This window comes from Leeuwenhoekiella parthenopeia (genome assembly GCF_020782115.1).
In the GTDB taxonomy this organism is placed as follows: Bacteria; Bacteroidota; Bacteroidia; order Flavobacteriales; family Flavobacteriaceae; genus Leeuwenhoekiella; species Leeuwenhoekiella parthenopeia.
Genome location: NZ_JAJGMW010000005.1, coordinates 19,994 through 32,340 on the forward strand (window position 1 = coordinate 19,994; position 12,347 = coordinate 32,340).

10 protein-coding genes are annotated in these 12,347 nt (G+C 42.4%); all 10 read right to left on the reverse strand.

What is annotated here, in order from left to right; all coding sequences use genetic code 11:
• Positions 1–11: 11 nt before the first annotated feature.
• Positions 12–1,088: a PA0069 family radical SAM protein gene (locus tag LLW17_RS05120; protein ID WP_228229188.1), complete on the reverse strand. Its 1,077-nt coding sequence runs from the start codon at positions 1,086–1,088 to the stop codon at positions 12–14.
• A gap of 129 nt (positions 1,089–1,217) precedes the next feature.
• A complete protein-coding gene (locus LLW17_RS05125) occupies positions 1,218–2,237 on the reverse strand; it encodes a leucine-rich repeat domain-containing protein (RefSeq protein ID WP_228229189.1) in 1,020 nt (339 codons plus the stop codon).
• A 105-nt stretch (positions 2,238–2,342) separates the two neighbouring features.
• Positions 2,343–2,867 carry a WG repeat-containing protein gene (locus LLW17_RS05130; protein WP_228229190.1) on the reverse strand — a complete coding sequence of 175 codons (525 nt, stop codon included), beginning with the start codon at positions 2,865–2,867 and terminating at the stop codon, positions 2,343–2,345.
• 240 nt (positions 2,868–3,107) lie between these two features.
• Entirely contained in the window at positions 3,108–3,752 is a 645-nt protein-coding gene (locus tag LLW17_RS05135; RefSeq protein ID WP_228229191.1) for a hypothetical protein, read from the reverse strand.
• 175 nt (positions 3,753–3,927) lie between these two features.
• Entirely contained in the window at positions 3,928–4,710 is a 783-nt protein-coding gene (locus LLW17_RS05140) for an enoyl-CoA hydratase/isomerase family protein (protein WP_228229192.1), read from the reverse strand.
• A gap of 11 nt (positions 4,711–4,721) precedes the next feature.
• Complete coding sequence (locus LLW17_RS05145; RefSeq protein WP_228229193.1) at positions 4,722–6,188, reverse strand: sensor histidine kinase; 1,467 nt, start codon at positions 6,186–6,188, stop codon at positions 4,722–4,724.
• 29 nt (positions 6,189–6,217) lie between these two features.
• Positions 6,218–6,769: a CopD family protein gene (locus tag LLW17_RS05150; protein WP_228229194.1), complete on the reverse strand. Its 552-nt coding sequence runs from the start codon at positions 6,767–6,769 to the stop codon at positions 6,218–6,220.
• Between the two features lie 81 nt (positions 6,770–6,850).
• Positions 6,851–8,281: an ATP-binding protein gene (locus tag LLW17_RS05155; RefSeq protein WP_228229195.1), complete on the reverse strand. Its 1,431-nt coding sequence runs from the start codon at positions 8,279–8,281 to the stop codon at positions 6,851–6,853.
• Between the two features lie 234 nt (positions 8,282–8,515).
• Positions 8,516–11,605, reverse strand: coding sequence for a WD40/YVTN/BNR-like repeat-containing protein (locus LLW17_RS05160; protein WP_228229348.1), 3,090 nt, complete (start codon positions 11,603–11,605; stop codon positions 8,516–8,518).
• A 151-nt stretch (positions 11,606–11,756) separates the two neighbouring features.
• Positions 11,757–12,311 carry a hypothetical protein gene (locus LLW17_RS05165; protein ID WP_228229196.1) on the reverse strand — a complete coding sequence of 185 codons (555 nt, stop codon included), beginning with the start codon at positions 12,309–12,311 and terminating at the stop codon, positions 11,757–11,759.
• Positions 12,312–12,347 lie beyond the last annotated feature (36 nt).

Genomic DNA, 12,347 nt, shown 5'->3' on the forward strand with positions numbered 1-12,347 from the left:
CAACAAACCTGCTAAAACAGCGACAACTGCCCCGGCCGGTATTTTTCAAAAAGGCTGCAATCAAGCGGATCGATCCCGCGGCCTTTTAAATACTTTTTGCGGCCCAGTTCTACCTGAGCTTTGATTTGAGTGGCAAACTCACCGCTGCCGCGCATTCTGCGGCCAAACTGCGAATCGTTAAGATTACCCTCGTGGCAGGCGGCAATCTGGTTGAGCACCTTATCTGCCCTATCGGGCATTGCGGTCTTCAACCAGTCTTCAAAAATTCCGCCTATGGCGCCATTTAAACGCACCACTGTGTAGCCCACCGATCGGGCTCCGTGATCTGCCGCAGCTTTAATAAGCGGCAACACCTCGTGACTGTTGATACCCGGAATGATGGGTGCCGTCATCACATTAACCGGCACGCCGGCTTCCGAAAGTTTTTTAACCGTCTCCAGGCGTTTTTTAATGCTGGCGGTGCGCGGCTCGAGCAGGCGGCGGGTCTTTTCTTCAAGCGAGGTGATAGACATATTCACCTGAATCAAATTGCATTTGGCCAACTCCCTGATGATATCAAGATCGCGCTGTATAAGCGCATTTTTGGTGATGATACCCACGGGATGCCGGTATTTGTAGAAGGTTTCGAGCAGGCGGCGGGTGATTTGAAACTCCTTTTCGGCGGGCTGATAACAGTCTGTATTCCCCGAAAGCACAATGGGTGCGGCTTTGTAACTTTTTCGCATAAAATAGGCTTCGAGCAGTTGTACCGCATTACGTTTTACCAGAATGCGGCTTTCAAAATCGAGCCCTGCGTCGTAACCCCAGTATTCGTGCGAATTGCGGGCATAGCAGTACACACAACCATGCTCACAACCCTGATAGGGATTGAGCGAAAAACCCATCCCCACATCTGGACTTTCTACCTTGTTGACAATGCTTTTAGGGAAGGTGTCTATAAACAGCGTTTTGAGATTTTGGGGCTCATCGCCTTCCTGCGCGCAGTAATTGAGGAAGTCGGCACGGGTCTCATGCTGATGCTTATCAAACCTGTTGGCAATATTTTTTTGCGCGCCACGCCCCTTTGAATGTTCTCCTTCGGCCTGCATATATTTGGATTTATTACAAATATATGGAATATTTCCTATTTTGTTTTTGGCGAAATGTTTTCTTTTATTTTATTTCACATTGCAAAAACAGATCTTGCTTTAAATCAAAGTTATGCCGCCTAGATCGATCTATTTAAATCCATATCTTAGCTTAAGATCCTCAAACTTCTTATTCTTTTTGTCACTTCCAAATCCCACGTTTATATTTTGAATATTCTTATTTCTTAAAACAGGAAGAAAATCTTCAGGCTGTAGATGACCACAATTGACAAAACTAAATTCCTTAAGACTCTCTGCAAATTCCAAACTTTCAAGGTGTTTTAATCCTTTCAAATTTTCAATATCAATTAGTTCTAATTGATTATTGTAGCTCAATTCAGGAAATGTTTCAACATTTGGCAAATTGGTCAATATGAGATTTTTAAGATTTCTTAGTCCTGAAATAAATTCAAGGCTCTTTAGCTTTCTCACCTGTAAAATATCGAGGTGTGTAAGCGATTTTAGTTGAGTTAAAGCGCCAAGATTTTTAATCTGAGAAAAACTAAGTTTTACAGATTTCAATTTATCCAACTGTAAAATGAAATCCAGATTTTCAAGATTAACAGAAAGATGAAGTTTTTTTAAAGCAGATAATTTTGAAACTTGATCAATCCCCCGCTTGTGCCCCCAAACAGATAAATTTTCCAGATTTTGAAATCTTGATATACTGGATATATCAATTTTTTTTGTTTTTGTAGATCCTAAAATCAGTGAAATAAGATTTAGATTAACCTTGTTTAAAAAATCAAAATTTTCAAACTTGTAAGAGTTAATAGAAAGTGATTTAAGGGCTCCCAAATTTCCTATAGAATCGATATTCAGGCAGTCCATATAACCACCAACTCCAAAAGTCTTAAGATTGGGAAATAACTCTAAAAAAGATAAATCCCAGGGTTTGTTATGATTTGAATAAATATATAATTCTAGATCAGGATTTTTAGGAAATAGTATATCTCTAAAATTAATCCAGACATTCACATCAGTCACAGGCTCACTAAATTGGATGCTATTTAGATTTGAATGTTTGCTTAATTTCTTAAGTGTATTTTTATCAATATCAGGACTTAACAGAAACTGCCCAGATTTTTTATCGATTATTTCAAATTTCATTGATTGGTTGATACAGGCAATTAATCCTCCATTAAGTTAATGTTGTTATATTGAATCTCGAAGCCTCGGGACGCCGTAATTGCGGTTGCGCTTTGTTGTAGCACGCTATTTTTTAGCACGTTTTCCATTTTTTGTAATCTGATACCAATTTTCGCTTTTCCACATTGAGTGTTCTCCAACTTTTATCGTTTCGCAATTGTCCGAAACCTCTGCAAAATCTCCCTTAAATGGATAAGCACATTCAAAATTCGGTTCGATTATAACTTTTCCTTGTGGATTTGCGTATCCAATTTTTCCATTTTTTATTATACGAAAAGGTCCGCTTTCCACATAGTCAGGTCCGTTGTCATATCTAAAGACTTGAAATAATTCAGTTCCATTTTTGTCAATCCCTAGTATTTTCCCAGTTTTATTTTCGATTACCATCCCAAAATCTCGGATTGTGTCAGTATAGCAATAGTAATATTTTCCAATCGGAATTATCGTATCTCCTTTTGAATTCAGATAGCCAGAAGGAACTCCGATTTCGTCAAATTCTCCTTCGTGGAATTTAATCAAATAGTTATCTTCTTTCGAGCTACAAGCTGAAATTAAAAACGTGATTATTATTCCGGAGATGAGCTTTTTCATAATGTGCTACAACTAGTTTTATCAAAACAAATATAGCCGTTTACCACTGTGTTTTACGGAAATCACTACTTTTAAATACTGATTATCAAGTCCTGACTTGTTTAAAACAAAAAAACCGCTCGTAAGCGGTTTATAGAATTGTTTTGGAATAAAGGCTTAAACTATTTTTACCCTTTAAAATTGGTTCTTGGGTAAATGAAAGGCGTTTCGGTTATTTGATTTGTTCGCGGCACTACGATTTCAATTTTTATAAGCTACAATTACTTCTCCGCAATTTGAATGGGTCATAACTCTCACTGAATTGACATGATCGTATTCCCTTTCTTTTATCCAAGTTCCATTTTCGTTTCTATAAAGTCCTGTAAACTCAATTCCTTTACATTTTTTCTGTTTTAATATTGAAACTTTTGCGTAGGAACCATCATCTGAAAAAACAGGCTTCGAAATTGAGTAAAATATCTGTTCCTCAATATGTTTTTCTTCGTCTTCTTTCCAAGCCTCAACCACTTCTTTCCATATTCTCTTTTTATTCCAGTACCATCGTTTTTTTAAGTGAAGAGTTTTTGGCTTTTTATTTTTTAAAATAGAATCATATTCAGCATCGGGAATGTTGTATTTGTAAAAATATACATCCTTTATAGTCTCGGGGCCTGAGATAAACTCTCCCTCAGATAAGTATCTTACATTCTCTAAATCAAAATTTCTCCAATCTACAGGCTGTTGATCTGAACCTTGTGTAAGGCTTTTAGAAACAAGACAATAATATTCAAAATTGTTAGGAACTTCTAGTTTAATTACCTGATTGATGAGCTGCTCTATTTCCGCTTTTTGCCCAAATAGATTCAAGGACAAAAAAAATGATATGAAAAAAAATAAGTATTTCATGAATTGGCTCCTCTAAACAAATATAATTGTTTAAAATACTATTTACGGAAATCACTATTTTTTATTACTGATTATCAGAGCCTGATATAAATTTAAACACAAAAACCGCTTAATAGCGGTTTTTTAAATTATAGGTCTTCGACTCCCGACGTTTCGGGACAGACTGACATAGCCTTTACTTCCCCGGAAATTCCGCTTTGCGCTTTTCTAAAAAGGCGCTGGTACCTTCTTTAAAATCTTCGGTACCAAAGGAGGCGCCAAAACCTTCAATCTCGGCTTCGTAGCCATTTACGCCGTTTTTAAAACCGGCATTTACAGCCTGTATCGCGGTTGCAATGGCAACGCTGGAGTTGTCTAGGATTTTTGAAGCGATTTTTTCGGCAAGTGCCATCAACTCTTCCTGCGTGGTCACGTGATTGACGAGGCCGTATTGCAGAGCCTGGTCTGCATTAATCATACTCGCGGTCATGATCATTTCAAAAGCACGGCCCTTGCCTACCAGTTGCGGCAAGCGCTGGGTGCCGCCGTAACCGGGAATGAGTCCCAGAGAGGTTTCGGGCAATCCCATACGGGCATTGTCGCTCGCGATGCGTATATGACATGCCATCGCCAGCTCAAGACCGCCGCCCAGCGCAAAGCCGTTGATCGCTGCAATTACCGGAGTGCTCAGGTTTTCGATAAAATCAAAAAGGAGTTTTTGTCCCTTTCGCGCCAGCATCGCCCCTTCTTCCTCTTCAAAATCAGAGAACTCGCTGATGTCTGCCCCGGCCACAAAGGCCTTCTCCCCGCTTCCGGTGAGGATGATGACGCCTATGTTTGCATCGGCATCGGCTTCCGCAAACGCGTCATGAAGCTCCTGAATGGTTTCTTTATTGAGGGCGTTTAATTTTTTAGGTCGGTTTATGGTGATGATCGCCAGTTGATCATCCACTTCATAAATGAGATTTTCAAAATTCATAGGATGCGTTTTTAGTGTTCTTCTACACGCGGAAAAGTCACCTTAAATACGGTGCCGCGATCTGCCTTAGAAGTAAAAGTAATGGTTCCGTTATAGGTTTCCACAATATTTTTAACCATTGCCAGGCCAAGACCCATTCCGCTGGATTTGGTAGTGAATTTGGGTTCAAAGACCTTGATCGCATTTTCTTCTGAAATGCCGTGTCCGTTATCGCAAACCAAAATACACACTTCGTCGGGTTCGCTCTTGATCTCTACGCGAATGCGGGGATCTTCGGTATCTTCAGTCGCCTGGATGGCGTTTTTCACCAGGTTAGTCACCACGCGGATCAGTTGGGTGCGGTCTAACTTTGCCGTGATTTCTTCGGCATCGCTCGCAAACGTAAGGTAGGGCTCGGTAAAAATATCAAGCGCCAGTTTGGTCACAAAAACCACATTTAGGGTTTCGTTTTGCTGCGCCGGCATTTTGGCAAAATTGGAAAAAGCCTCTGCAATAGAGCTCATCGTATCTATCTGCTGAATAATTGTGTGGCTGTATTCATCAAGTTTCTTGCGAATGTCGGGGTCCTGCGGGTCAAAGCGCATTTGAAAACTCTGTACGGTAAGCCGCATAGGCGTCAACGGATTTTTAATTTCGTGCGCCACCTGCTTGGCCATCTCCCGCCAGGCGGCTTCCCGCTCGCTTTGCGCCAGCTTGGCGGCACTGTTCTCAAGCTCGTCTATCATCCCATTATATGACTTGACCAGGTTGCTGATCTCTTCGCTGGCATCTTCAATCTCAATACGCTGGTTGCGTTTATCAAGCCGGGTTTCAATCATTTTATCACTAATTGTCTTAAGACTACGCGTAATGTAGCGCGACAGAAAATAAGACAAAGCCGTCGCAATGAGCAGCATAAACAAATAGCCTTCCGCCAGGCGGCGTAAAAATTCTTCCAGCTCGCGGGTGATGAAATCATCATCCTGAATGTAGGGAAGATTCATAATCGCCAACGGCTTAAACTGGTTGTCGTTGATGTAGGTGTAGGAAGACTGGTATTTGACCCCATCAATTTCGGAGGGCACCACCCAGCGCTTGGTAGGTGTATTTGCGAGACCGTCGAGAATTCCCGGGTTCAGGCGGGTTTCGAGCGTATCTTCGGTAAAGGATTCTTTAGACTTGACCAAAAGGTTACCGTCTAAATCGTAGATATTTATAGGCAACTCATGAACGTCTGCGATGCGGTAGATGTCTGAGTTGAACTTTAAAATCAGGGGAATGTTTTCAGACTTTACCTCATAAGTGGTCTGGTCGAGGACGTAATCAATCTCAGCCCGTATCTGATCTTCTTTGCGCAGCAAGCGGTCGCGGTGGTAATCTTTGGCCTCCTCCCTATACTGCAACACACTGATAATCCCTATCAGGATAGAGGCTCCCAAAATGAGAAAAACCATCCCAAAAAAGATGCGCAGGCGAAGAGAAAGCTTGTGAAATTTCATGACTTTAAAGCTAATCAAAAACCAGACCGTTACGCATTCGGATTTTTATCGCGAATGCTTTTATAGAGTTTTATGCCCAACATCAGGAGGATAGCAAGCACGATTAAACCGGCCAGTCCCCAGATCCAGTTGGTCGCGCTTTTGGTAATAACCAGAAAAATGACTGCGAAAAGAATTAAGGTAGGACCTTCATTCCAGATACGCATAAACTGCGTGGTGTATTTAAAATTACCGGCCTGCAATTGCTTGTAAATCTGATGATTTTTAAAGTGATAGGCATAGAGCAACACCACAAACCCCAGCTTGATCTGCATCCAGGGCGCCTGAAGCCAACCCGGCTGAATGTGCAGCATGATAAACGCAAATACACTCGCCAGAATCATGGAAGGCCAGGTGATGATCTTCCACAAGCGTTTGGTCATCAAAGCCAGCTGATTGCCCAGAATACTGCGATCGGGCTCCGGTTTTTCGGAAGCTTCAATCTGGTACATAAAGAGGCGCGGCACATAAAAAAGGCCCGCAAACCAGGTCACGACAAAAATGAGGTGCAGGGATTTAAAATAGAGGTAATAGGCTTCCATAAAATTTGGCTTCTCGTGTTTTAACCCATTAGATTGCTGTGTAGTTTTAAATGGTAAACAAACTAACACCGGCTAGATTTCTTAACTGTTTTTCTTTCGGTCTAAACTATTTTTTCCCACCGTAAAAGCATAGGCTGCAGCGGGCAGAAATTGAATAGTCAGGCCATTGTGTTCTTTTTCTCCTTCCTTATCTATTGTCGTAACAATTGGATAATTTAAATCACTTTCAGTACAAAACTTATATAAACTCTTGAGTTCCCCCGGCTTATCAAAATATCTGTTTGACCACTTGATTTCTAAAGCCCACAAGGGTTTTAAGGTTGAATCGCTAATCCCTATCATATCTACCTCTCCATTGGACCATCTTGCATACCAGGGGGTAAACCACTCCCGATGCATCCATTGAGCAAATATCGCTGTTTCAACCATATTGCCAATCATTTCGTCTGTACTTGTGATGGGCGAAAACAACGCACTTCGTAAAGAGGGGTTTGTAAGGTAAATTTTGAAAAAGTTATCTCTTTTAAAACGCTTACCACTTTGATCAATGCGTTTTACCTGTTTTATCAGATAAGCAGCTTCCAAATATTCCAAGTACTTCTTTAAGGTGTTTTTAGGTACTTGTGATTGCTTGCTTAAGGTTTCAAGAGAAAATTCACCACCACTGTTATATGCGATGGTGGTAAACAATGAATTCAACTCTCTGGTGTCACTAATACCGTACAAACTGGGTAAATCTCGCAATAATACCTTATCTACAATATCTTGTCTAATGTATCTTCCCGGATTTGCCTGAATCTTTTCCGAAAAAATAACCTCGGGATAACCCCCAAAATTTATATAGTCGAGAAAATGTTTGTTTAACTCTACCAGATGTGAGGAAGTATAAAATGCTGTATTTTGCTCTTTCCACTTCAAAGTCGTAGTAGTTATGATTCTGTCTAATCCTTTAAGCGAAATGTATTCATTAAAGGTTAAGGGTGGAAGTAAAAAGTCTGTAAATCGTCCTGCACCACTTTCGTTACTGGCAAATTTAAGGGCGGCAGCCGCAGATCCTGAAACAATAAATTTATCCTTGCGATAACTATCTACTAAAGACTTTAAATGAACTTCCCAATCCCGACAATATTGGATTTCATCATAGATTATATGCCAATCCTCTTTATCTTTTAAACCTGTAGCTTCTTTTGCATAGCTAAACAGTTGCTCCAGGGGCATGTTGTTATAAATAGGGTTTTCAATAGTGATAAAAATGATTTTTTTAGGATTTACGCCGTTTTGAATTAAATCCTCAACCATATGAAACAACATAACTGTTTTACCCACCCGTCTGGGCCCCATTAAAACAACAGCGCGTCGTATCTCTCTCTCGTAAACAAGAGGTTTAAAAAGATCGAAATATAACCTGCGGGGCATTTCATTATAATCTGCTTCGATACGACCATCAACCCACCAGGGATTCTCAAACCTAATTCGGTCTAAAACCTGCTCTTTAGATATCTCCTTTATCATAAAATGATCTTATTTACAATCAAAAATACAAATTAAGATCAAATGATTGACTTTAAAACTATATTAAATACTGATTAAGGTTTTTTAAGATTAAAAACAGGCTTATTTTCGACCACCTTCGTATTGTGTAGTGATTCTTTAAGCTAAAAACATCCTCAGCGCGGGTAAAAACCGACCCTCAATTTCCTCGAAATTGTGTCCCCTCCTTTTTCAAGGAGGGGAGCCTCAAAAGGACTAATCCTTTTGAATAAAAAGGTAATTGAGATTAATTTCGTTAAAAGCCTTATTAAACGCAGCAACCTCATCGCTTACGAGTTGGTCAAATTTAGTCAGCTCGTCATTCACATGTTTGGTCAGTTCGTTTTTGACCGCAATATCCTGATCGGTGGGTGCAAAATTGCCCATACCCACCAGCGAATTTAAATGAGCCAGCTTGTTGGTCAAACGGATTGGAAAGTTTAACGGATCCTGACCGCTTCGGTTTTTGGTTTGATACAGGGCTTTTTCGATTTCTTCTAAATTCTCCCGAAGCGTTTTAGACTTTTCGCGCAGTTCTTTGGTCGCAGGGTTGTCTTTGTATTGCTTCTCAAAAGCACTGAGCTGGCCGGTTATATTGCGTATTTTCTTGATGCTCTTGTGCGCACGGTCAACGGTTTTGTTCACGTCGTTTATAAAATCGAATTGTGCCTGCATATCAGCCTGAGACGCTTCCGAGCGCGGGTCGGCCACAACAGTGTAGGGTTGTGTGTAGTCCGTTCCGTTTACATTCAGTTTTACGGTGTAGGTGCCGGGTATCTGCTTAGGTCCTTCGGTACTGGCCCACCATAAAATCATTCCGGGAAGGCGCTCTGCTCCTTCATAAGTCATATCCCAGTTAAACTGGTTTCCTCCTGCTTTCACCTCCAGCTTGTCTTTATCTCCTCTAGTGCTGTACGACTTGATCGTATCGTTTTTCGCATCAAAATAAGTCAGCGCAACACTGTCTTTTTTCGCATCGTATTCCGGTAAATAGAAATAGGTCATCACGCCGGAAGGATGATTGGTTCCCGCTGAATTGGACTTGCGACCGCCGCCATCCATCCTGTAGGTATCTTTCGGCTTAAATAATTTGACCGCGCCGGTTTTGGTATTTCCATCCAGCTGATGCAGTACGCTCAGATCGTCAATGATGTATAAGCTGCGTCCCTGTGTGGCAACGATCAGGTTGTTGTTTTTAAGCGCCAAATCGGTAACCGGAACGATAGGCAGATTGAGCTGAAAAGGCTTCCAATTAGCTCCCGCATCAAACGAGATGTACATCCCGGTTTCGGTACCGGCGTACAACAGACCTTCCTGCTCGGGATCTTCACGTACCACGCGAGTAAAATGCTCGGGCGCGATGCCGTTTGTGATTTTTTTCCAGCTTTTACCGTAATCGGTAGTCTTGTATAAATAGGGCGCGAAGTCACCCGATTTGTATTTGGTGCCCGCAATGTAGCAGGTACCTTCGTCAAAATACGAAGGCTCGATGCTGTTGACCATCATCCACTCGGGCATTCCTTTAGGCGTAACATTTTCCCAGTTTTCGCCTCCGTCGCGGGTTACGTAGACGAGTCCGTCGTCACTACCGGTCCATAACAGTCCTTCTTTCAACGGACTTTCATTAGCTGCGAAAATGGTACAGTAATATTCTACGGAAGTGTTGTCCTGTGTAATAGGTCCGCCCGAAGATTTTTGCTTCGACTTATCGTCTGTAGTCAAATCGGGACTGACTACTTCCCAGCTTTGGCCTTCATTGGTAGTCTTATGCACGTGATTGCTGAAAGTATAAAGCACATCAGGGTTATGGCGCGAGAACATAATGGGGAAATTCCACTGAAAGCGGTATTTCATATCCTCGGCGCCGTGACCCATGGGATTGTCTGGCCATACCGAAACGGAGCGTACGCTGTTATTCTCGTGATTGACACGGGTTAAGAAGCCGTCGTAGCTACCTCCATACACAATATCGGGATTCTCAGGATCTACCGCAATGTGGGCGCTCTCGCCACCAGCGGTGCTTTCCCAGTCTTCTTCGGTGATGCTATACCCATCTGTACGGTGCGGGATGCGAACGGTAGAGTTATCCTGCTGTGCCGCATAAATACGATACGGAAATTGGTTGTCTGTAGTCACCCGGTAAAACTGCGCGGTGGGCTGGTTGTGGTACGTGCTCCAGGTCTCGCCACCATCGTAGGTTACCTGCGCGCCACCGTCGTCACCCATTATCATACGCATAGGATCTTCCGGCGCGATCCACAAATCGTGATGGTCGCCGTGAGGAGCGTTGTTGGGTTCAAAGGTTTTACCACCGTCGGTACTCTTGTGATAGCTTACATTAAGCACGTAAACCACATCTTCGTCTTCGGTATCTGCGTAAACTTTGGTGTAGTACCAGGCACGTTGACGTAAGTTTCGGTCGTCGTTGATGAGTTTCCAGGTGGCACCGGCATCTTCGCTTCGGTACAGGCCGCCTTTGTCTTTATTTTCAACCATTGCAAAAACACGCTCTGAATTTACGGGCGAAACGGCTACGCCGATGATTCCTAAGGTATCCTGAGGGAAGCCTTCATTTTTTGAAATCTCTTTCCATGTGGTGCCGCTGTCGGTACTTTTCCACAAGGCTGAACCCGCACCTCCGCTTATAAAGCTATACGGAGTTCTTCGGCTGTGCCAGGTAGAAGCATACAAAACCCGTGAATTATTAGGGTCAAACGTAAGGTCAACCGCACCGGCATCTTCGGTAGCAAACAGTACTTTATTCCAGCTTTTACCGCCGTCTGTAGATTTGTAAACTCCGCGTTCTTGTGTGGGCTTATAGATATCTCCCAGAACTGCGGCATAAACCACATCGGGATTATCGGGATGGATTACAATTTTTGAAATGTGTCTGCTTTTGGGCAAGCCGGCCTGCTCCCAGGTTTTACCGGCGTCTGTAGTTTTCCACATTCCGTAACCGGAAGAAACATTTCCGCGCAGCGTGTTTTCGCCCCCACCCACATACATAATGTTGTGATCGCTGGGCGCTACAGCGACAGAGCCGATGCTTCCGCCAAAATAGCCATCAGAAATATTTTCCCAGGAACGACCACCGTCTTTGGTACGCCAAACCCCGCCGCCGGTAGCGCCAAAATAAAACAGATTGGGCTTGCCGGGAACGCCTGTAACTGCGGCACTTCGGCCACCGCGAAACGGACCGATAAGTCGGTATTCTAAAGCGGAATATAAAGACTCATCAACATCCTGAGCCTGAAACGAAAAAGTAGAAAGAAAAACCAGCGCGCAAACAACGCCGCGTAAAAACATGTGCATGATCGAAAAAACTTAGTTAGTAGCAAACTAAGATAAGCATTTCTCGGTTTAGGCTACGGTTTCCAGATTCTGACGGGTTTCACGCCAGAGGAAATAGCGGGTACAAAAGTTAAGTTGATGACTCGTATTAAGATTTGATGTAATTTCAATCTAACTCTTTATGATCAACCAGGGGATAAGAAACCTGATACCTCTTGCCATACAGCGAGCCGTAAATAATCTGTATATCGAGGTCCGGGATCGCTTCAACAAAATTAGTTACCGCCTGATCATCAATTATTTCAAGCAAAACCCATTTATCCTGTTGCGGAATTACCATATCTTCAAACACATCCCGGTGATCATAATACGCAACAGAATCGGCCACCTTTCCGGTATTAGCAATACGAATAGCCAGGTCGCCCAGAGATTGAAAATCGGTGTCGCCCTTGTATTTAATTTTCACTTCTTCAATTAGCGCAGGGCCAATCCCTACATTCTCTAAGGTGATGCGATAATGAGATCCTAATTTGCCAGTTGACCAACTGTGTAGCAGAGTCAATCTGGGCCATACGGCCGCGTGCTTTTGTTGCTCCAGGATATAAGTTTGATAAACCGTAGTGACCAGTGCGCAGACACTTATAAATATAGCGGCAATAGCAGTTACCTTTTCAGGCTTCAAATTTCTAAAAACCGAAAAAAGTTTAAATTTCCGTTTCACGTACTGTCTCTAAGTTTTTTAATTAACCCTCATTAT

Coding starts and splice junctions, on each gene's coding strand:
- LLW17_RS05120 (WP_228229188.1), bottom strand. CDS start 1,088: ATGCAGGCCGAAGGAGAACATTCAAAGGGGCGTGGCGCGCAAAAAAAT.
- LLW17_RS05125 (WP_228229189.1), bottom strand. CDS start 2,237: ATGAAATTTGAAATAATCGATAAAAAATCTGGGCAGTTTCTGTTAAGT.
- LLW17_RS05130 (WP_228229190.1), bottom strand. CDS start 2,867: ATGAAAAAGCTCATCTCCGGAATAATAATCACGTTTTTAATTTCAGCT.
- LLW17_RS05135 (WP_228229191.1), bottom strand. CDS start 3,752: ATGAAATACTTATTTTTTTTCATATCATTTTTTTTGTCCTTGAATCTA.
- LLW17_RS05140 (WP_228229192.1), bottom strand. CDS start 4,710: ATGAATTTTGAAAATCTCATTTATGAAGTGGATGATCAACTGGCGATC.
- LLW17_RS05145 (WP_228229193.1), bottom strand. CDS start 6,188: ATGAAATTTCACAAGCTTTCTCTTCGCCTGCGCATCTTTTTTGGGATG.
- LLW17_RS05150 (WP_228229194.1), bottom strand. CDS start 6,769: ATGGAAGCCTATTACCTCTATTTTAAATCCCTGCACCTCATTTTTGTC.
- LLW17_RS05155 (WP_228229195.1), bottom strand. CDS start 8,281: ATGATAAAGGAGATATCTAAAGAGCAGGTTTTAGACCGAATTAGGTTT.
- LLW17_RS05160 (WP_228229348.1), bottom strand. CDS start 11,605: ATGTTTTTACGCGGCGTTGTTTGCGCGCTGGTTTTTCTTTCTACTTTT.